Source organism: Eubacterium aggregans, assembly GCF_900107815.1.
Taxonomy (GTDB): Bacteria; Bacillota; Clostridia; order Eubacteriales; family Eubacteriaceae; genus Eubacterium_O; species Eubacterium_O aggregans.
Window position 1 is genome coordinate 19,250 of the sequence record NZ_FNRK01000016.1, and the last position, 20,803, is coordinate 40,052.

Consider the following 20,803-nt stretch of genomic DNA (forward strand, 5'->3'; position numbering starts at 1 on the left):
TCAGGGCGGTGGTTTTGATTTTACATTCGCTTGTTTTTAATAATCCTTGGCGGCTTCGCCCTTTAACATCCCCACGGCAGAGGAAGTACCAATGCGGTCACAGCCCAGGTCTAAGAAATCCCTGAGATCGTCCACGGTTTTTACTCCGCCAGCGGCCTTCATCCGCACCCCCGGTCCAATATTGGCTTTAAAGATTTTAATATCCGGGATGGTGGCCCCGCCAGTGCCAAAGCCTGTGGAAGTCTTAATGAAATCCGCTCCGGCTTCAGTCACCAGCTTGCTCACCGTGGCTTTTTCATCATCGGTCAAGTAGCAGGTTTCCACAATCACCTTTAAGATATTGTCCCCCACAGCCTTCTTCACCGTGGCAATTTCATCCCGGACAAAATCGGTCCGGCCATCCTTCATGGCACCGATGTTAATCACCATATCGATCTCTGTGGCCCCTTCCTTCACAGCCTCAGCTGCTTCAAAGGCCTTGACGGCAGTAGTATTATACCCCAAAGGGAAGCCGATGACCGTACAAACGGTCAGCTTATCCCCGTAGGTTTCGGCTACTTTTTTCACATAAGCCGGGGGAATACACACTGAAGCGGTGCCGTATGCCACAGCTTCATCACACAATTCTGCAATTTGGTCCCAGGTGGCAAAAGCCTTGAGCTGGGTATGGTCGATATGGGATAAAATTTCCTGATTATTCATGAGTTCTCCTTCTTTCCGATTGACAGGATTCGGCCTTATTTGGCCATGGTGTCCTTTAATTGGTCATAAATTTCAACATAGGTGTTAAATACTTTTTGATACTTATCATAATGATCTGGATTCGGCTCTACACAGTACGCTTCCTTAACCATGCCCTTCGTCGCTTCTTCAAAATTGTCATAGGCGCCAGACCCTACCGAAGCCACAATGCAGCAGCCCAAACCACCCGCACTGGGGTCTACTGTCACAATAATGGGTTTCCCCGTAGCATCAGCAATAATCTGCATCCAGGTTGCATCCTTGGTAACTCCGCCACAGCCGACAATACTGTTAATGGGGCATCCCTGGGATTCAAAATTGTCGATAATATTCTTTGTCCCCAGAGCCACAGATTCCAGCAATGCCCGATAGATGTGTGCTTTGGTATGGCTTAAGGTCAGGCCATAAATCACGCCCTTAGCATTGGGATCCTTATAGGGTGTCCGGTTTCCCTGGAAGAAGTCCAGGGCCACTAATCCCTCTGCCCCAGGCTCGATTTCGTCGATGAGGGCATTCATATGGGCGTAGGGATTATCCAGCTTATTTAAATCCCATTCCCGCATAAACCACTTCACAATGGAGCCGGCAGAAATCTGTCCGCCTTCTAATAACCACAGTCCCGGAACGATGGGATTATTGTAGGGACCCCAAATACCATCGAGAACCAGCTTTTTATCTGAGAAGCAGAGCTGTACGAAGCTCGTCCCCATAATCATGGCCAGCTTACCCGCCTTGGCAACCCCCATGCCCAGCATTCCGATATGGGCGTCGATTCCCCCTTCGACAACTAACATATTGGGGTTGAGGTCGTATTTTTCGGCAAAGGCTTTATCGATTTTGCCTAAGGGGTCTCCCACGTGTTTGACATCCAGTACCAGCTTATCGGCGTAATCCTCTAATCCGATCTGGTTAAAGAAGTCCGCATTCCAGCCCCCTTCACATTCCACATAATTCCACTTACAGGCCGCCTGGCAGATAGAGGTGGCATACACACCACACAGTTTGTAGTTCATCCAATCCAGCTGTTCAATAATCTTATAGCTTTTGGCATAGATATCTGGCTGATTGTTTTTAATCCACAATACCTTAGGAATCATCCATTCCACGGAATCCTCACCCCCACAATATTCCAAATAGGGATGATTTGTCGCATTACAGGTTTCCATTTCTTTGACCGCCCGGGTATCCATCCACATAATGGCATTCTGGAGGGCTTCCCCCTCTGCGTCCACAGGTACCACCGTGGACGAGGTGGAGCACACACTAATGGCTTCAATACTGTACCGAATCCCCATGGACAGCTTACTGGTAACATTTCCCACCGCCGTGTTAAAACAACGCCACCAGTCATCGGGTTTCTGCTCCGCCCATCCCGGCTTGGGATAAGTCGTTTCGTAGACCTGCTCGTCCGAAGCCACCACATTCCCACTGATATCTGTTACCGCCACACGCACACTCTGAGTCCCCGTGTCCACACCCATAAAATATTTTGCATTTTCCATCATATTATCCTCCTCTAATTGGTTAATTCCGGTTTATTCCTGTCCCCACGGGAAAAACATAACCTTGTTGTAAAAATAGCCACCCTTAGCAATCTCTGCAAAGACTGCCGGGCATTCGTCCAGGGGTAAGCGATGGCTGATAATATCCTTGGCAGTCATCCCCCGTTCTGCAAACATCTTTAAGGATTCCGTCCAATCCACACCTGGGAAAGGTTTGGTAAAGGAGTTCCAGGAGCCAATGATGGATAACTGGCTGCGCAGGATGGTATCCACTTCCTTTTCGGACAGTTCCAGCCCCTTATGGGAGATCCCTAAGAAAACAATCCGGCCCATTTTACCAGCCATCAAAATCGCTTGTTTCTGGGCAGCCGGCACACCGGAGAAATCAATAATCAGATCCACACCATGGCCATCCGTGGCATCCAGCACCGCCTGAAGGGCATCCGTGTCCTTGGAGTTAATGACCACATCCGCCCCAACCTTTTTCGCAATATCCAACTTTTCATCCCACACATCGATGGCGATGACCTTAGAGGCCCCTTCCAGCTTGGCGTATTGAGCTGCGAAAAGGCCAATGGGACCTGATCCCACAATGGCCACACTCTCCCCTGCCTTAAAATTCCCCCGGGAAAGGCCATGGTAGGCATTGGCACAGGGATCGATGGTGGCGGCATCTTCATAGGACACATTATCCGGAATCTTGATGAGATTGGTCTGCTTAACAGAGACATATTCAGCCAGTGCACCATCTCTTCGGGAGCCGTAATAATCATAATCCTCGCATAGTGAATAGTTCCCCTTTTGGCACCATTCACATTTTCCACAGGGAATCATCGGCGGAACAACCACTCGGTCCCCAGGGGCAAATTCAGTGACATCATTCCCCACTGCTTCGATTTCACCGGCAAATTCGTGGCCAATGGTAATGGGTGACACATGAGCCCCATAAACTAAAGCCCGGGGAATGTCCGAACCACATAACCCCACGGCACGCACTTTCACCATGACTTCATCTGATAGCATTTCTGGCTTTGCTACTTCTTCTACCCTTAAATCTCCGGGTTTGTACATCCGCACTGCTTTCATGAATAAACCTCCTGAGTTTTTCGGAATGGTGATTCCGTTTGATATTTACGTATTTATTTTATTCACCGTAAATTATAAACGAATTATATACCCTCAAGTCTACGATGTCAATATCATATGCGTTAATTTTTTACGTTTTTTTATCCACACGATTTTACTTTTCCCCTCTTTTTCGTTATAATAAGATTCAGAAATGAAAATTTTGGAGGTCCCATGGTTTCTTTACTCCCTTTAATCCGAACAAAGTACAATACTTTTTCTAAAAACCAGAAAATTATTGCTGATTATATTCTTAACCATACCGATTCTGCATCCATGCTATCCATTACTGATCTCGCCAAGTATTGCGACACCAGTGAAACCACGGTCATGCGTTTTCTTAAAAAAATGGATTACGATTCTTACCAAACCTTTCGCATCAATTTAGCCCGAGAAGTCTCCAAGGATCCTTCGGGCACCATCAATGATGAACTGCGTCCCGGGGATTCCATCCATGAAATTAAGGCAAAGGTCATCAGCCACAACTTGACGGCGGTCAAGGATGTAGCTCATTCTCTGCCGGATGCCCTGATCCAATCCGTTCTGGATACCCTCTTTCAGGCGGAACGTATTTTTTTCTTTGGGGTGGGCGCCTCTGCTGCCATCGCCTCAGATGCCCTTCATAAGTTTGCAAAAATTGGGCTGAATGTGAACAGTTTTCCGGACCCCCACCTCATGAATATCCTGCTATCTCATGCTGGTCCAGGAGATGTGCTTTTTGCCATTTCCCACACTGGTGAAAGCCTGGAGGTTTTAAAAACAGTGGATATCGCCAAGAATAGGGGCGTCCAGATTATCGGAATGACCAGCTTTTCCAACTCAACCCTTGCTAAAAGTGTGGATTTTTTCCTGTCCAGCTCCACCAATGATAAAAAATATCATTCTGAGGCCATGGCCTCCCGATTAGTGCAGCTGACCATTATTGATATTTTGTATTTATCTTTATTTATGTCCCATGAGGATGTTTTTTATACGGCCCTGGACGAATCCCGCCTGGCCGTGGCCAAAAATAAAACCTGATAACCCTGCCCTTGCGTTATTGGGACACCACAAAAAACAGCAGGATTGCAATCACTTATGCAACCCTGCTGTTTTTTTAGACGTTTTCCCACTCACCAGCTCGCAGCTTACATCACGATGCCGCCGTCCACATGGATGATCGTCCCAGTGGTAAAGCTGGCTTGGTCAGAGGCTAAGTATACATAAGCCCCAGCCAGCTCCTTGGGGTCTGCCATCCGCCCCAGGGGTGTAAACCCTTTGATGGCGGACATGGTGGCATCGTCCACAAATTCGGCAACCATATCCGTAAGCACCGCTCCGGGAGCCACTGCATTCACCCGAATATTATAGGGTCCCAGTTCCTTGGCACAGGATTTGGTCAAGCCATTGACCCCAAATTTTGAGGAGGAATAGGCGGTCTGCATTTTCCCGCCATAAGTCCCCACCATTGAGCTGGTGTTAATAATGGCACCACCCGTCTCCTGCATTTCCTTGGCAACGGCACGGATACACTTAAAGGGTCCCACCAAATTAATGCGAAGAACCGATTCAAAATCATCATCCGTCATATCAAAAATTTGTTTTGTCGAGGTCACACCCGCATTATTGACAAGAATATCAATTTTTCCATAATGGGCGATGGTCGCCTTCACCATGGCATCAACACTTTCCGTATTTGATATATCCACGCCAATGGGCAGGATGTCCGCCTCCGGGTACACTTTTTTTAACGCACCGGCTGCTTTTTCAGCCGAGGCAATTCGGCTGCCGCACAGTGCCACCTTTGCCCCCTCTTCGATATAGGCCTGGGCAATGGCATAACCAATTCCCCGGGATGCTCCCGTAATAATAGCAACCTTATCCTTTAACTGTATCATGAAACCTCCTTCTCATAAACTTCTCATAAAATTCAATACTCTTTATATGTAATTATAATAAGTACATATAAAGCCGTCAACCTTTTTCTCTTATTTCCCATCTCTTTCAGACTCCATTCAGATAAAAAAAGAACCCAGAAAGGCTATCTGAGTTCACGAAGATCGTATTCTTCTGCTTTATTTTATAAATTGATCAATGGCTTTACTCAGAGCATCGATCTGTGCCATGTCATCATCCCGCACGGCATCGATAATACAGTGCTCTAAATGCCCCTTCAGAATAACTTTCCCGGTATTGTTAATGGCTGAGCGCACCGCCGATAGCTGAATGAGCACCTCGCTGCAATCCCGATCCTCCTCCACCATCCGTTTCACCGATTCCAAATGGCCAATGGCTTTGGATAAACGATTGATGATGGCCCGCTGTTCTTTGGCACTGTGGTGATGGCCATGATCCCCAGAATGACCATGCTCATGATCATGACTATGATCGTGGTCATGGCTATGGCTACATTTATCATCCTTCACTAACATCGTGGACCCCCTTCGCTTTTATTTTAACCGATTGTTTATGATGCCATTGTAGCCTTTAACAAACAAAAGCGCAATTTTTTTTTGTTTTTTCCTTCCCGTATAACCCCCACCGGGGCTTGTATTATGGGGATTATCGCCGTATAATCAACTTGTAAACACAAGTTAAGGTCACAATGAAAAGAGAGGTACGATTATGCACATGGCAGATGCTTTGGTCTCCCCAGCCGTGGGAGGAATTATGTTAGCCGCCAGCGCCGGCTGCGTCGCTTATTCTGCGTATAAATGCAAGGACGAGGTGGATGAAAAGACCATTCCCCTCATGGGGGTTTTAGGTGCCGCTGTCTTTGCCGGTCAAATGATTAATTTCACCATCCCCGGTACCGGGTCCAGCGGACACATCGGCGGGGGGATTCTATTAGCGGCGACACTGGGGCCGTTCCCGGCCTTCCTGGTGATGACCGCCGTTCTGCTGATCCAGGCCTTGTTTTTTGCCGACGGGGGCTTATTAGCCCTGGGATGCAATGTGTGGAATATGGGCTTTTATACCTGTCTCCTCGTTTATCCCCTTATCATGCGCCCGATCCTTAAAAAGGGCCTGACCAAAGGCCGAATCACCTGGTCCTCCATCCTCTGTGTGGTGCTGGCCTTATCCATGGGGGCCTTTTCCGTTGTCTTAGAAACCACGGCATCTGGAATCACCGCCCTTCCCTTTGGTATTTTTACCGGGCTAATGCTCCCCATTCATCTGGCCATTGGCCTGGTGGAAGGGATTGTCACCGCCGGGGTCCTGTGCTTCATCCAGCAAATGCGCCCGGAAATCCTCGCAACGGCCATTGAAGGTACCGCCCTTCCCTCTAAGCTGAATACTAAAAAGGTGGTCATCAGCCTCCTGGTGTTCGCGGTCCTCTTAGGTGGGGGCTTCTCCCTCTTTGCATCGGCCAATCCCGATGGTCTGGAATGGGCCATGGAAAATGTGGCCGGTACCACGGAATTAGAAAGCGATGGAGGCGCCCACGAAGGTGCTGCAGCCATCCAGGAATCCACAGCCTTCATGCCGGATTATGATTTTTCCGGCGGTGAGGGGAGTGCCATGGGCACCACCACAGCGGGTCTTATCGGTGCGGGCATCACACTGCTTCTGGCCGGAGGGACTGGGCTTGTGATCACCAAGGTAAAAAAATCCCACAAATCTGCTTAAGGTTCGGCTTTCAGGAGGTCCCGATGACCGATTTTTCCCAGTCTTTAAATACACTGACCAGCATTGAAGAGCTGGTGGATGGCCAGACCATCATCCACCGGCTCCACCCGGGGGTCAAGCTGGCCCTCACCTTTTTATATCTGGTGCTTGTGGTCTCTTGCCCCGTGTACAATCCGGGGCTTTTGGCCGTTTTTGCCTTCTTTCCTTTTATTCTGATGGCTCTGGCGGAGATTCCCTGGCGGCCCCTCTTTAAACGGGTGGCCATCGCCCTCCCTTTCGTGGCTTTTGCCGGGATTGCTAACTTGATTTTTGACCGACAAGTGGTGGCGGTCATTGGCTTTCTGCCCATCACTACCGGCGGCCTCTCTTTTTTAACCATTTTGCTCAAAACCTGTTTCTGTGTGACGGCGGTCCTGATCCTCATTGCCACCACGGGTTTACCCGCCATTGCCTATCAGCTGCTGCGCATCCATATCCCCCGGATTTTAGTGGAGCAAATCCTGCTGATTTACCGATACATCTCTGTCCTTTTGGGAGAGGCCGCCCGGATGACCACGGCTTACCACCTTCGGGCTCCCCAGGAACGGGGGATTCGCATGAAGGATATGGGTGTTTTTTTAGGTCAGCTTTTACTCCGAAGCTTTGATCGGGCGGACCGGGTATATCACGCCATGAAGTGCCGGGGCTACGATGGCTCCTTCCTCCAGGGACGGCCTGCCCCTGCAAATGCGGCGAATTACGCAGTCTTTTTCCTCGGTGCCGGGGCCCTCCTTCTGATGCGCTTCTTTCCATTCCTTTGGACCCAAGTATTCCTTCCACTCTTTTAGATAGGCGGTATTTTATGCAACCCACATCCATTACCATAGACGATCTTGTTTTTACCTATCCCGATGGCCACGCCGCCATTGATCATCTCTCCCTAAAGGTTGCCCCGGGAGAATGCATTGCCCTGGTTGGAGCCAACGGTGCGGGTAAATCCACACTCTTTCATTTATTGACGGGTATTCTTTTTCCCACAGAAGGGGGAATCACCATTGGGGATACCCGTGTTGAGAAGAAAACCCTCCGGGATATCCGCCGCCTTGTGGGGCTTGTCTTTCAAAACCCGGATGATCAGCTCTTTACCACCCGGGTGAGCGAGGATATTGCCTTTGGTCCCCAGAATATGGGCCTTTCCCCCGAAGCGGTTGACGCCCGGGTAACCCAGGCCCTTACCCTCCTGGGGATCGAAAAGCTCCGGGATCGAATGCCGGCCCACCTTTCCATCGGAGAAAAGCGGATGGTGGCCGTGGCCTCCGTCTTGTCCATGTCCCCAGAGGTCATCCTCTTTGATGAACCCTCCTCCTTCCTGGACCCCTGGGCCCGCCGTCGGCTCATGGAGACCATCAGCGCCATGCCCCAAACCCGGATCATCGCCACCCACGATTTGGACATGGCTGAAGAGCTGTGTGACCGGGCCATCGTCCTCCGAGAGGGCGCCTGTGTGGCCGATGGGGCCTGTACCCAGATTTTATCCGATGCGCCACTCCTCGAAAACTGCCATCTGGAAATGCCCTTTAAATTTCAGCGCTGTTCGAGTTGTTCCCACGGCTATGAAGCCATTCTCTCATAATTAGGAATATTTTGACACAAACCAGGTTGGACGCCACTCCAAATACCCCGGAATGTGTCTTTTTTTACGCGTAAGCTAACAGAAGTATGAGGGGATGAGTGAAGCGAAGCGGAACGAGTTATACTTATCCCCTTGTCTTTCTAAGGATTATTGTCTAAAATAGGGAGATAAGCTTGTCGAGGAACTGAGCAAATACAGACGACGGAAAATAGGAAGGATATCATGAAGAAATTGTGGATACTTTTGACCCTTTTATTGGGAGGCATTATTTTAATTTCAGGATGTCGAAAAGCACCTGAAATTCACTATGCCATGCTTGGCGATTCGCCCCAGCTCACTGAGAATAGCTACACCTACGGCATGTACGAGGGTCTAAAAACCTTTGAACGCAGTAACCCTGACACCGCCGTGAGTTATTTGGAGTCCCAATCCCCAGAGGACTACCTGGCTAACGCCGAAAAACTGGCCGACGATGGCAACACCTTAATTTGGGGAATGGGTGGGACTACAGAAGATGCGCTGTTAACCTCTGCCGGCTACAATCCCGATATACGCTACATTATTTTAGATGCCAGCGATACTCAGACCGTTCTTCCCCAAAATGTGAATACCATTGTTTTTGCCTCGGAGCAGGCCGCCTTCCTGGCCGGCTATGCCGCGGGAACCGCCACCCAAAGCAACCATGTTGGGTTTATTGGGGGAATGAAAATTCCTGCGGTTGAGCGCTTTGAATACGGCTACCGTTATGGTGTTGAGATTGCAGCAAAGGAGCTCGGAAAAAACATCCAGTGCGATGTCCTCTACACCGATTCCTTTAGCGAGGCCGCCCTTGGCCAAAAAAAAGCCACCCAACTCTACCAAAGTGGGTGCGATGTCCTCTTTCCGGTTGCCGGCACCACTGGAACCGGCGTGATTGAAGCAGCCATTACCGCTGACAAATGGGTTATCGGAGCCGATATCGATCAGTATGAAAATGCTCCCAGGGTTATTTTAACCAGTGTCGTCAAGCGGACCACTAATGTGGTCAAATACTTTACCCAGCGCTTCCATGACGGTAATCTTGAAGGGGGCACTGTCATTGTCCGGGGCTTAAAGGAAGATGCAGTGGGTATTCCCAAGGAAAATCCCAATATTGATGCCCATTTTCCCCAGCTCACAGAGCGTCTTGATGCGTTAAGCCTTGAGATTAAAAATGGCCAACGCCCGATCCCCGCCACCCAGGGCCAATACCAAAGCTTATCCGATGCTTCTTAATAATCCCACAATGGAAAGGATGATTCTTTTATGATCATAACCCTGGATATGATTCAAACCCTGGGTGTCGCCGCCGTCGTTCTTTATCTCGGCGAGTTCCTCAGAAAACACATTCCGATTCTCGCCCGATTCTGTATCCCTGCGCCAGTGGTGGGTGGCCTGCTCTTTTCCCTGGTCACCCTTCTGGGCTATACCACCGATCTCTTTCAGATTTCCTTTGACCTCACCCTCCAAGAGGTCTGTATGACGGCCTTCTTCACCTCCATCGGATTTGGCGCTTCCTTCAAATCCCTAAGACACGGCGGACTCCCTCTCGTTCTCTTTGTTATTCTCGTCATTGGACTGATTCTGCTGCAAAACCTTGTCGCCCTGGGCATGTCTTACGTTGTCGGGGTTTCCCCACTGCTGGCCCTCTGCACAGGCTCCATTCCCATGGTGGGCGGTCATGGCAGTGCCGGTGCATTTGGCCCCATGCTCAAAGCCGCCGGCGTCGATGGGGCTACCAGCATCGCCATGGCTGCCGCCACCTTCGGCTTGGTTGCTGGCTCTTTACTGGGAGGACCTCTGGGAAAACGGCTCATCGATACGTTTAATCTCACCCAGGGACTGGAAGAACGTCATGTTATTCTTGACACTGAAGTTGAAGTCGAAGGGGATACCTCCTCAATCCTGGCCGGAAACCTCACCCGGGGAATTTGCCAATTAGCCATTGCCATGGGGATCGGAACCTTAATCTCCTGGGCCATCGCTCAGTCTGGTCTCAATTTCCCCTCCTACATCGGTGCCATGATTGCCGCTTCGATCCTCCGAAATATTTCCGATGAAACAGGGGCCTTCCCGGTGTACGATTTTGAAATTGCCGAAGTCGGTGAGGCCACACTTTCCCTCTTTTTAGCCATGGCCCTCATGAGCCTCCAGCTTTGGCAGCTGGCTGCCCTGGCTATCCCCCTCATTTTGATGCTGACCGCCCAGGTTCTACTGATGACACTTTTTGCCCGCTTTGTGGTGTTCCCACTGATGGGCCGGGATTACGATGCTGCCATCATCACAGCGGGTACCTGTGGTTTTGGTATGGGAGCAACCCCCAATGCCATGGCCAATATGCAGGCCCTCACCGAGAAATATCTGCCCTCAGAAAAGGCCTTTCTCATCATCCCCATCGCTGGAGCCCTTTTTGTGGATTTTTTCAACAGCATTATCGTAACCTTTTTTATTAATCTCTTAAGTTAAAAAGAATCTGACCGTATTATCATCGTTGTATAAGGAGAAAATCAATGAAACGTCCATTAAAAATCACCCTGTTTATCGCATTATTGTCTGTTTTACTGCTTGGTGGCTGTGCAGCATCCCAGGAGAAAACCAACCCAACCCCTGAAAAAAGCCTGGTGGGGTCCTGGACCATTTCCCCGGAATCTGCCAAAAACCTAAAGAAAGTGGTTGGGGACGTATCCTTGCGCATCGTCCTCAATGCCGATGGCACCGGTTCTGTGGATGCCACCATTAATGGTGACCCCAAAAGTTATTCTGGAACCTATACCAACACGGATAAAACCATCACCATTTCTTCGGCTGATATGGATGCCCCCCTCACCATTGGCTACGCCTTTAAGGGGGATGATATCATTGCGACCTATTCCGCGCTGCAGGTCACCCTGGTGCGTGGGAATTAGTGGATAAATGCACCCTACTGCCCATCACCCGATCCAAATCCGCAACAATCCCGCCATCACTTTGATGCTTTTTCACCATTTTTAACATCATTTTTATGGCTACAGCGTGTGTTAACCCGGACTTATAGGGTCTTGGCTCGGTAAGGGCCTGGTAAATATCCACACAGGCCACCAGACGCTCTTCAAAGCCCAAATCCCCGGCAGAGAGCCCCTTAAAATACCCCGAGCCATCCAGCTTTTCATGGTGTTGGGAGGCCCATTTCCGAAGGGTTTCAAACCCCTTAATATGCGATAGTATCCCATCGCTTTTTTCGGCATGGGTTTTCATAATTTCATATTCCCCGGCGGTTAATCGCCCTGGCTTTTCCAGCACCGCATTGGGTACCATCAGCTTACCGATGTCATGAAAAGCCCCAGCCATAAACAGGTCCATACAGCCTTCCGCATCATATCCATAATAGTGCCCCATTTTTTCCAGCTTTTCTGCAATCCCCATGGAATGCCTGCATGTTGACGCCGATTTATAATCTGTAATACGGGCAAAGAGGGTGGCCATATCCCGAAACTGTTGATGGGAATAAAGGGCGGTACGTCGGGGAAGACGAGATTCAATCCGCATCTCTAATTCTCCACCCTCCAGGTTGCTCAAGTCCGAAAGCGTAAAGGTATCCCAAAAGAGATCCACTAACTCTCCTGAAAAACAACGATTTCGATTCATTGATAAATACTTTTGAATGTCCTAAATCCAACGCGACATCCAGCTGATCCGCCAAATGGATGATTTGGGCCGCTAAGGGTGTTTCTTTGGCGGTCCGACCAAAGGGGCCACTGCCATCAGCATTTTCATGGTGATACAACACCGCCCCATCCTCATTTGTCGCCATTGGAAGTTATGCAATATTTCGCTCACCGAGCTTGCAGTGAATCCCTATATCCATCATTTCAGGGTTATCCATCCCGCGGAGTTCCGTCGCAATATACTCGGCCAGGGCGTTGTCATGAAGGAGGGCGCAGGCCACCAGATCGATTAAATCTTTATCGCACATCCCCAAAGCGTTCCCAAGCTCCATTCCCATCCAGGCTACCCTTTTTGAATGGTGATTGGTGGCTCCCAGTAGTTCATATTCCACATAATCCAAAGCTTGAGAACACGCAAATAAAACATCGTTAAAACAGATTTCCTTCATTCCTCTATTGAATCCTCCCTCTTCGATCACCCTTAATTAAAAACGCCCTTCGCTGTAAAGTCCTCAATTTCTGTGTCCGAATACCCCAGCTCCTTTAAAACCTCCTGGGTTTCTGCCCCCAGGGCTCTTCCCCCTTCGGTGTAGGATACCGGACAGGCCGATAGCTTAATGGGGCACCCCAGCTGCTTGAGGCGCACCTCCGGATGCTCCGGCATGGCGACCTCCACCACCATTTGACGGGCTTTAACATGGGCGTCGGTCAGCAGGGCATCGGGCAGGCTGAGTACCGGCTCCACGCACACATCCACCGGACCGAAGATGGCCTGCCATTCGTCTTGGGTCCTGGTCCTGAAAATTGCCCGGGCCTCGGCCTTTACAGCCGCCACATCCTCTGGCCAGACGGTCTTTTCCACCCAGTCCGGCCGGCCCATGCACTCACAGAAGCCCGCCCAAAACTGAGGTTCCAAGGACCCCACACTCATGTACTCACCATCAGCGGTTTCGTAAAAATCGTAGAGGCAGCCACCATTTAAGCGGGTGCCCTCCCGGGTGGGCCGCTCCCCAGATGCCAGGAAAGCCGTACCGTCCATGGCGTTAAAGGGAATGAGTCCATCGTACATGGCCACATCCACCCATTGGCCTTCTCCGGTAACCGTCCGATGATGGACTGCCGCCAGAATGCCCACCACTGAATTCATGGAGCCCACCGAAAGATCCGCAATCTGCATATTGGTCAGCACCGGCCCCGTGGTTTCCCGGCCAGAGTAGGCCATATTCCCACTCCGGGCCAAATAGTTAATATCATGGCCCGCCCGGTGGCTCAGAGGGCCGTCCTGACCGTATCCCGTCAGGGAGCAATAAATCACGCGAGGATTTACCGCTTTTAAATCCTCGTAGCCCAGTCCCAGACGATCCATCACTCCTGGCCTGAATTGCTCGATGACGATGTCGTACTCCATAATCAGTTGTTTAATCATATGAACGGCTTCGGGTGTCTTAAGATTTAAAAACATGGAGCGTTTATTCCGTCCCAGCCAAGCTTGATTGGCAGATATTCCCGTATTCTCCACCATCGGGGGATAATCTGCTACGATATCCGGCCGGCTGCCAGAGGCTACCTTAAGCACCTGGGCCCCCAGGTCTGCGAGCATCAAGGTAGCATAGGGACCTGGTAAAAGTGTCGTAAAATCTAAAACCTTTAAATCCGATAAAGCGCCTGTATTATAACTCATCATATACCCTCACTTTTTATACTAAAAAATTCATCCTTATCCCCACTTCCCCAGTATAACGGCCCAGCCGCCATTTGTAAATCCTTCTCTGGGATTTCTTCCTTTGTTCTCTGCCTTTTTCTGATGTATAATAAAAATAAGAAAATAAATGATTGGAAACGCCATGACTGTACAAAGCAAGGAACAGATTTTAAAACACTATTTTGGGTACGATGCCTTCCGGCCCGGGCAGGCGGTCCTTATCGATGCGGTCCTCTCAGGGCGGGACGCCCTGGGGATCATGCCCACCGGAGCCGGAAAATCCCTGTGCTACCAGATTCCTGCCCTAATGCTTCCGGGACTGACCCTGGTGATCTCCCCCCTCATCTCCCTGATGAAGGACCAGGTGGGGGCCTTGGTTCAAAACGGTATCCCCGCGGCCTGCCTGAATTCCTCCCTAAGCAATGAGGAATACCGTCAAGCCTTGGAGGATGTAGACTCCGGCACCTGCCGGCTGCTTTACATCGCCCCGGAGCGTTTAATGGCCCAGGATTTCATGGCCTTCATCGCCGACCAAACCGTCAGTATGATTACTGTAGATGAGGCCCATTGTATTTCCCAATGGGGCCAGGATTTCCGCCCCGCCTATTTGGCCATTCCGGATTTTATCCAGAGCTTTGAGGCCCGCCCGGTGGTTTCCGCCTATACCGCCACGGCCACCGCCCAGGTCCAAGAGGATATTGCCACCCTTTTAAATTTGGCGGAGCCCAAGCGCCTGGTCACCGGCTTCGATCGCCCGAACCTGAACTTCGAGGTCCATCACCCCGATAAAAAGCTGCCGGAGCTCCTCCGCCTGGTGGACAAGCGCCGGGATAAAAGCGGCATCATCTACTGTGCCACCAGAAAGCTGGTGGAGCAGGTGGCAGAGGCCCTGGTGGCCGATGGCGTTCCGGCAGTTCCCTACCACGCCGGTCTTTCCGATGAGGTCCGCCGCCGGAATCAGGATGCCTTCATCTACGATAAAAAGCCCGTGGTGGTGGCTACCAACGCCTTTGGTATGGGTATTGATAAATCCAACGTCTCCTATGTGATCCACTACAATATGCCCGGGGATATTGAAAGCTACTACCAGGAGGCGGGCCGTGCCGGCCGGGACGGGGAGCCGGCAGATTGCATTCTGCTCTACAGCCCCCAGGATGTGCGGACCCAGCAATTTTTCATCGCTCATTCCTTTACCGAATCCGGGGATGCGGACCCCCAGGCCCTTCGGGCCCTGGACGAGGAACGCCTGAAAACCATGACCTTCTACTGCCACACCGAGGACTGCTTAAGGGGGTATATGCTTCGGTACTTTGGGGAGGAGGCCCCGGCAGAATGCGGCCACTGCGGCAACTGCAATGCCGAAAAGGAAACCCTGGATATGACGGTACCCGCCCAGAAGATTTTTTCCTGTATCATCCGCACAGGCAGCCGCTTTGGGGCGAAGATGGTCATCGATGTCCTCCGGGGGAGTAGGAGCAAGCGCCTGTCGGATTTAGGCTTTGACACCCTCTCCACCTACGGCATCATGGCCGAGAACTCCGAAACCCGACTGCGCCAAATCATCCGCAGCCTGACGGGTTTGGGGTACATTGTCGTCGAGGAGGGACAATTTCCGGTGCTGCGCCTGAGCCAAAGGGCCCGTCCTATTCTCAAAGGGGAGGAAAGGCTGACCCTCACCCTGCCCGTAGAGCGTAAAATCAGCCGGGCCAAAGACCGCAAAAAAGGAAAACGCAGGGGGAGCACCGATGCCCTTCATCCCGAGCTTTTCGAAATCCTTCGGGATCTGCGCAACCAGCTGGCCGAGGAACAGAGCGTGCCGGCCTATGTGATTTTCTCCAACGCCACCTTAACCGATATGTGTGCCGTCCTGCCCACCACCACCGAGGCCTTCCTGTCCGTCTCCGGTGTGGGCCAGGTGAAATGTGAGCGGTATGGGGATGCGTTTATGGCGGCCATCCGGGATTGGAAGCAGAACGGGGAAAGCCCTTCCTAAAAAATATGCAAAAAAGAACAAGAGACCGCCAGGATGATGGAAGACTGGTGGTCCGTTGTTCTATGGATTTGGTGCGTTCCAGGTATTCCCTGGACGTATATGGGTTATGGAGGTGTGAATTCCACCCAAGGCTGCGGCGCTGTGATGGTGTGAGTATCACAGCACGCAAAGGATTGAGCACCATGTCAAAAGGAGCCCCGGGGCAGAGCATCGTCCTACCCCAAGGTCATTTGTTTACTGCCGCAATTATTCCTGCTCCTGCCAATTGGCGGGATAGACAAAATAAGCATACCGCGCCTTGGAGGGGGTTTTAAAAAAGATATGGCTGCCCTTTGGAATATAAAGGATATCCCCAGGTCCCCCGGAGATGGTCCGGCCATCAATTTCAATTTCCAGCTCCCCATCGATGACCATATCGTATTCGTCATAGGTCAGGGTCCACTCAAAGCGGGTGTGATCCAGCTCCATGATTCCAGCCCCAATCCGCGGTGCCTCCTCCAGGGACAGGATATCCCGCAGGCCAACCCCCGGAGTTTCCCCAAAGGGCTCACACTTTACGGTATCGGTTTTAACCTGGATAATACCGCTGGGGTCCTGGGTCTTTTGAAAGGACGCCGCCGACTGGCCAAACTGCTCCTTCATCACGCTTTCCACAATTTGTTTAATCAATGCTTCACTCAGATTCATTCCTCTTCCTCCTGCTCGGTTTCCTGGGTTGCTTCAATTTTACTCAGCAGCTTCGGTGCCAGAGCATTGGCTAAAATAAGGGCTGTAATACCAGCCACCAGCTTTCCGACGATAACGGGGAAAATCATCTCCTGGTTCACCCCGGCGGTAAAGCCCAGGTGATCTCCAAAGACAAAGGCCGCAGATACGGCAAAGGCAACATTGAGGAGCTTTCCCTTTCCATTCATTTTATCCATGATGTTAAACATGGCAATATTATTGGCCAAACTGGCCACCAGGCCCGCCGAGCTGTTCTCGTCGATCCCCAGCTTTTGACCCACCTTTTCCAGAGATTTTCCAAAGGTATCCGTGATCCACTTGACCATGGGAAATGCCCCAATTAACACAATGGCGATGGTCCCGCAGATCAACAAACCGGATTCCAGGGGAATGACCCCAGCGGCATCCGGGGTGACCATAATATCCATTAAAGGGAAACGAATCCCGGTCATGTATTCAAAGACCGCTACCGCTGTAAAGAAGGTAATGACAGTCGTCACACCAGTTCCGAATTTATTAAAGCCACTGATCATTTTGGCGGGTTTAAACCATAGGCCAAGAACGATGAGCCCGGAAATGATAATAACAGGAATCAGATTGACCAGAATGGTCCCAATATTCATTTTATAGGGGGTCAGATTCATGACCAGGCCACCGACAATACAACCGATGGGGATGGTAATCAGCCCTGCTAAAACCCCGGCACCCAGGTATGGGCGATCCTTCTTCTTAATAATGGAAAGGGCCACGGGGATGGTAAAGACGATGGTCGGGCCCATCATCGTGCCCAGAATCAGGCCCGAGAAATTCCCAATGGTTTCATTAGCCGCCATATTCATGGCCAGGGGATACCCTCCCATGTCACAGGCCAGCAGTGTTGTGGCAAACATGGACGAATCCGCACCGACCAAGTTATAAACCGGCACCAATATAGGTTTTAGAATAATGGCAAGTACCGGTGCCGCCGCCACCACCCCGGCCATGGCCATGGCCAGGGGGCCCATGGCATTAAAGCCCTCTTCAAATTGTTCCCCATACCCCAGCTTGTTCCCCCGAATTTTATCGACGGCACCAACAATCATGAAAATCATCATAATCATGATAATGACGGAGTTTACGGAAATATTTCCAATCCACTCCCCGATGCTTGACGTAAAGACATCGATATTTGTAATATTTTGCATCAATTCATTAAACATTCTTTTATCCCTCTCTATTCTCCATTACAATAAGGAATCCACCAGTGCTTCCGCTGGCCGCGGAATAACAGCGGTCTCCACCAGCAGCTCATCTGACAAGTTGGCTGCGGATACTGCGGCCTTAACAGCGCCCACATCCCCGGTTAAGGTAACAAAGCCCTTGCCCCCAATGGCATAGCCGATCCGTACTTCCAGCAGCGTCACCTGGGCAGCCTTCACCGCTGTATCTGCGGCGGTGATGGCCGCCCCAATGGAATAAAATTCCAGGACGCCGATGGCCTCGGTCTCAACCACTTGTACCGTCCCCATCAGGGCTGGTACCAGCTGATCGTGGATATTGGGAATCAACAGTGTATTGACCACATAGGCCTCGCCCACATGGATTCCCGCCTCCATGGATGCCCTGATTTCGCCCACATCCCCGGAAATCAGTACAATATATTTCCCGGGACATCCCGTGGATGCCCGAACCAGATCCACCTGGGCGGCTTTCAGCATGGCATCCGTCGTTATTATGCCTCTGGCAATACTGGCCAGCTCAATCATTCCAAGTGCACGCTTCATCCCTGGGTACCTCCTTTTCCTTCAATGGTAATCCCATAATCTGTCACTTCCGTAACGGTGCCCGCCATACTGGCGTGGAGGTTAACCGATAGCCCTTCCTGGGCTTCACCAATTGGCTGCCCCAGGGCCACCACATCACCCACAGCTACAATGGGCCGGGCCGGACTGCCAATGTGTATCTTCAGGGGAATCCGAACCAGGGGCGGTGATAATTGGCCACATTCCCTGGGTTTTTGCCCTTCGTAAGCCTGCAAATTGATCCTGGCAATGAGCCGATGGGTGGGAATCCGACGATGGGCAATCATGGGGTGAACCCTTGGGTCCCGCCCCTTTTCAATGGTCAGTCCCCGTTCCCGAAGCTTTTCCTTAAAATAGCCGTTCATTCGACGGGGAGATAACCCCATGGGGCAGGCAAACAGCTCACAAATCCCACAGTCACAGCAATTGACGGCACTCCCAAAGGCCCGAATAAAGGCGTCGTCCCCCAGGCTGTTTTCTTTAAAGGCGTGGCGCATGACCTCGTGGGGCTTGACCCAATGGCCAATTAAGAACCGGGGACATAAATCCGTACACATCTGGCACTGGATACAGGCACTCAGGGCCTGACGCTTGATCCCCTGGATGGATGTCGTCCCCCGGCGCACCAGCTCATGGTTCCGGGGCAGAACCAATAGGTTGCCCAGGGTCTTGGTAACCACTGCCCCATCGATATCCCCAGAGTCCGTCAGAATGCGCCCCATCATGGGGCCACCTAAAAGAACGGCCATTTCCCCGGATTTCATTTTGGCCTGGGTCAGGCAGTCCTTAATGGGCGTCCCCAGGGGCACCTGGAGAAGGGTGGGGTTATCCACCTCTCCCACAACGGATAGTATTTTATGGGTCACTGGCTTTTCCTGGGTCGCATTCCAAACATCCACCACGGTCCCCACATTATCCACCACAACACCGACATCCAGGGGCAGTCCCCGCTCTGGGACGATTCTGCCCAGCACTTCATACACCAGGCTCTGCTCATCACCCGCCGGATAAAAGGGGGGAAGGGTCACTATTTCGATGGCAGCTTTAGCCTCTTTAATGGCTTTTTGAAGGCAGGCAATTTCTGCCACATAGCTTTCCTTAAGGGCAATAATCAAGCGCTTGGCACCCAGGGCCCAGCCAATGGCCTGGATCCCCTTGATGATTTTATCTGCCTCCTGGCGGCACAAATATTTATCGGTAGCAATGAGGGGCTCACATTCTACTGCATTGACGATAAAGCATTCTGCCGTGGCCCCAAGCTTAATGTGGGTCGGAAATCCTGCCCCGCCGGCACCAACGACACCGGCCGCCTGCACTTCTTTCACTAAATCCATGACATCCCCCTCTCTTATCCATCGCTTCGGTGAATTTCCATATCATCAATAATGCCAATGATGGCGGCATCCACGGGGCAATGGGAATCCTCTGCGGCACCCCGGGCGGAGCTGCCCCCAACGACAATGACCGTTTCTCCAATCCCTGCCCCAATGGTATCCACAGCGACAAAGGGATCGCCCTGGCCCTTGCCGATTTCCACCTGATAGGGCTTGACCAGCATCAGCTTAAAGCCATTTAGCTTATCCATTTTTCGGGTGGCCCAAACACTGCCAATCACCTCTCCCACCTTCATGGGGTTACCTTCTTTCGACGCTGAATTCACAGTCGTCGATAAATTCCTGGGCCATATCCGTTAAAATGGCATGGCCTGGAATATAGATAATTTGGGGTTTTTCCCGGTTGGCCTTCACAATATCTACCTCGGTGATAATATGCTTTTCGATGGTAGCCACCCTCGTTTCCCCTGGAATTTCCTTTGGGATTTCCTCTGGTCCCAAAGGAACTGGAGCGTCATTTTCCAGGCAGTGCATCAGCTCCACCCGGTCACAAACCTCCAGGCCCAGGGTCTTAAGACCATCCAGCTGCTTCTCAAAGAGCCTCCAATAGGGGCCCCGTTCACTTTGGGGGATGCTGAACAGCTGAATACCCTCCCGGGGAGCAACAATTCGCTTCCCCAAAAGTAGGGCTGACATAATGGTCTCTACATAGGGACTTCCCCCGGTGCCAGCAGCCAGCTGGCCCACGGTGCTGCAGCGCAGTCCCTTTAAAATAATGCCCTCATAAGCCCCAAAATCCGTCCCCGGTTCTACAGAGACCTCCTCCAGGCAGTACTGCACCTCCAGGCGCGGGTCCGCCACTACCGAAGGGCCACCGTCCCCCTGGGGATCGGTCAGAACCAGCCATCTGGGCTTCTGGGGTTCTTCCGCTTTTTTCTGAGCCGATGGCTCCGTTTCTGATAATTGAGTGGCCACCCGGGCCATCACTTCTTCGATTAATTGATTGACGTCCATTG

22 protein-coding genes are annotated in these 20,803 nt (G+C 51.3%); 8 read left to right on the forward strand and 14 right to left on the reverse strand.

The genetic code is table 11. The features are described from left to right. Positions 1 to 36: 36 nt before the first annotated feature. Genes deoC through BLW33_RS09670 form a run of 3 tightly spaced genes read right to left on the reverse strand, consistent with a single transcriptional unit; the run spans position 37 to position 3,329 of the window. A complete protein-coding gene (gene deoC, locus BLW33_RS09660) occupies positions 37 to 702 on the reverse strand; it encodes a deoxyribose-phosphate aldolase (RefSeq protein WP_090308165.1) in 666 nt (221 codons plus the stop codon). Between the two features lie 35 nt (positions 703 to 737). Next, the gene (locus tag BLW33_RS09665; protein ID WP_242911647.1) at positions 738 to 2,246 is read right to left on the reverse strand and encodes an FGGY-family carbohydrate kinase; all 1,509 of its coding nucleotides are present in this window, start codon (positions 2,244 to 2,246) and stop codon (positions 738 to 740) included. Positions 2,247 to 2,276: 30 nt separating this feature from the next. After that, positions 2,277 to 3,329 (reverse strand): galactitol-1-phosphate 5-dehydrogenase, encoded by a 1,053-nt coding sequence (locus BLW33_RS09670; protein ID WP_090308168.1) that lies wholly within the window; start codon positions 3,327 to 3,329, stop codon positions 2,277 to 2,279. A 213-nt stretch (positions 3,330 to 3,542) separates the two neighbouring features. Here BLW33_RS09670 and BLW33_RS09675 point away from each other — a divergent pair, with 213 nt between their 5' ends. Further along, on the forward strand, positions 3,543 to 4,388 hold the full coding sequence (locus BLW33_RS09675; protein ID WP_090308170.1) for a MurR/RpiR family transcriptional regulator: 846 nt from the start codon (positions 3,543 to 3,545) through the stop codon (positions 4,386 to 4,388). A gap of 107 nt (positions 4,389 to 4,495) precedes the next feature. On the opposite strand, the gene BLW33_RS09680 is transcribed toward BLW33_RS09675, so the two are convergent. Beyond that, complete coding sequence (locus BLW33_RS09680; RefSeq protein WP_207647823.1) at positions 4,496 to 5,245, reverse strand: SDR family NAD(P)-dependent oxidoreductase; 750 nt, start codon at positions 5,243 to 5,245, stop codon at positions 4,496 to 4,498. A gap of 177 nt (positions 5,246 to 5,422) precedes the next feature. Then, positions 5,423 to 5,779 (reverse strand): metal-sensing transcriptional repressor, encoded by a 357-nt coding sequence (locus BLW33_RS09685; protein ID WP_090308172.1) that lies wholly within the window; start codon positions 5,777 to 5,779, stop codon positions 5,423 to 5,425. 193 nt (positions 5,780 to 5,972) lie between these two features. Here BLW33_RS09685 and BLW33_RS09690 point away from each other — a divergent pair, with 193 nt between their 5' ends. The 6 genes from BLW33_RS09690 to BLW33_RS09715 all read left to right on the forward strand — a co-directional run bounded on the left by BLW33_RS09690 (position 5,973) and on the right by BLW33_RS09715 (position 11,513). Beyond that, on the forward strand, positions 5,973 to 6,977 hold the full coding sequence (locus tag BLW33_RS09690) for an energy-coupling factor ABC transporter permease (protein WP_090308175.1): 1,005 nt from the start codon (positions 5,973 to 5,975) through the stop codon (positions 6,975 to 6,977). Positions 6,978 to 7,000: 23 nt separating this feature from the next. Further along, on the forward strand, positions 7,001 to 7,804 hold the full coding sequence (gene cbiQ / locus BLW33_RS09695; protein ID WP_090308177.1) for a cobalt ECF transporter T component CbiQ: 804 nt from the start codon (positions 7,001 to 7,003) through the stop codon (positions 7,802 to 7,804). Positions 7,805 to 7,818: 14 nt separating this feature from the next. Continuing rightward, complete coding sequence (locus tag BLW33_RS09700) at positions 7,819 to 8,589, forward strand: energy-coupling factor ABC transporter ATP-binding protein (RefSeq protein WP_090308180.1); 771 nt, start codon at positions 7,819 to 7,821, stop codon at positions 8,587 to 8,589. A gap of 222 nt (positions 8,590 to 8,811) precedes the next feature. After that, on the forward strand, positions 8,812 to 9,843 hold the full coding sequence (locus BLW33_RS09705) for a BMP family ABC transporter substrate-binding protein (protein WP_090308182.1): 1,032 nt from the start codon (positions 8,812 to 8,814) through the stop codon (positions 9,841 to 9,843). Positions 9,844 to 9,873: 30 nt separating this feature from the next. Beyond that, positions 9,874 to 11,073 (forward strand): sodium/glutamate symporter, encoded by a 1,200-nt coding sequence (gene gltS, locus BLW33_RS09710; protein WP_090308185.1) that lies wholly within the window; start codon positions 9,874 to 9,876, stop codon positions 11,071 to 11,073. 44 nt (positions 11,074 to 11,117) lie between these two features. Next, entirely contained in the window at positions 11,118 to 11,513 is a 396-nt protein-coding gene (locus tag BLW33_RS09715; RefSeq protein WP_090308187.1) for a hypothetical protein, read from the forward strand. Here the strand turns inward: BLW33_RS09715 and BLW33_RS09720 are convergent. The 3 genes from BLW33_RS09720 to BLW33_RS09730 all read right to left on the reverse strand — a co-directional run bounded on the left by BLW33_RS09720 (position 11,491) and on the right by BLW33_RS09730 (position 13,935). After that, positions 11,491 to 12,231: an HD-GYP domain-containing protein gene (locus tag BLW33_RS09720; protein ID WP_090308190.1), complete on the reverse strand. Its 741-nt coding sequence runs from the start codon at positions 12,229 to 12,231 to the stop codon at positions 11,491 to 11,493. The genes BLW33_RS09715 and BLW33_RS09720 overlap by 23 nt on opposite strands. A 172-nt stretch (positions 12,232 to 12,403) precedes the next feature. After that, positions 12,404 to 12,700, reverse strand: coding sequence for a hypothetical protein (locus BLW33_RS09725; protein WP_090308192.1), 297 nt, complete (start codon positions 12,698 to 12,700; stop codon positions 12,404 to 12,406). Between the two features lie 32 nt (positions 12,701 to 12,732). Further along, on the reverse strand, positions 12,733 to 13,935 hold the full coding sequence (locus BLW33_RS09730; RefSeq protein WP_242911648.1) for a CaiB/BaiF CoA transferase family protein: 1,203 nt from the start codon (positions 13,933 to 13,935) through the stop codon (positions 12,733 to 12,735). Between the two features lie 160 nt (positions 13,936 to 14,095). On the opposite strand from BLW33_RS09730, the gene recQ reads away from it, so the two are divergent. Further along, positions 14,096 to 15,946 carry a DNA helicase RecQ gene (recQ, locus tag BLW33_RS09735; protein ID WP_090308253.1) on the forward strand — a complete coding sequence of 617 codons (1,851 nt, stop codon included), beginning with the start codon at positions 14,096 to 14,098 and terminating at the stop codon, positions 15,944 to 15,946. A 246-nt stretch (positions 15,947 to 16,192) separates the two neighbouring features. Here recQ and BLW33_RS09740 read toward each other — a convergent pair whose 3' ends face one another. Genes BLW33_RS09740 through BLW33_RS09765 form a run of 6 tightly spaced genes read right to left on the reverse strand, consistent with a single transcriptional unit; the run spans position 16,193 to position 20,801 of the window. Beyond that, on the reverse strand, positions 16,193 to 16,633 hold the full coding sequence (locus tag BLW33_RS09740; protein ID WP_090308198.1) for a cupin domain-containing protein: 441 nt from the start codon (positions 16,631 to 16,633) through the stop codon (positions 16,193 to 16,195). Next, a complete protein-coding gene (locus BLW33_RS09745; protein ID WP_242911649.1) occupies positions 16,630 to 17,856 on the reverse strand; it encodes an ethanolamine utilization protein EutH in 1,227 nt (408 codons plus the stop codon). The genes BLW33_RS09740 and BLW33_RS09745 overlap by 4 nt, the downstream gene beginning before the upstream one ends. Positions 17,857 to 17,895: 39 nt before the next feature. Further along, entirely contained in the window at positions 17,896 to 18,435 is a 540-nt protein-coding gene (locus BLW33_RS09750) for a BMC domain-containing protein (protein ID WP_090308204.1), read from the reverse strand. Beyond that, positions 18,432 to 19,787 (reverse strand): 4Fe-4S dicluster domain-containing protein, encoded by a 1,356-nt coding sequence (locus tag BLW33_RS09755; RefSeq protein WP_090308206.1) that lies wholly within the window; start codon positions 19,785 to 19,787, stop codon positions 18,432 to 18,434. The genes BLW33_RS09750 and BLW33_RS09755 overlap by 4 nt, the downstream gene beginning before the upstream one ends. Positions 19,788 to 19,801: 14 nt before the next feature. Then, positions 19,802 to 20,083 carry a EutN/CcmL family microcompartment protein gene (locus tag BLW33_RS09760; protein ID WP_090308209.1) on the reverse strand — a complete coding sequence of 94 codons (282 nt, stop codon included), beginning with the start codon at positions 20,081 to 20,083 and terminating at the stop codon, positions 19,802 to 19,804. A 4-nt stretch (positions 20,084 to 20,087) separates the two neighbouring features. Next, positions 20,088 to 20,801: a hypothetical protein gene (locus BLW33_RS09765; protein WP_090308211.1), complete on the reverse strand. Its 714-nt coding sequence runs from the start codon at positions 20,799 to 20,801 to the stop codon at positions 20,088 to 20,090. Positions 20,802 to 20,803: the final 2 nt, after the last annotated feature.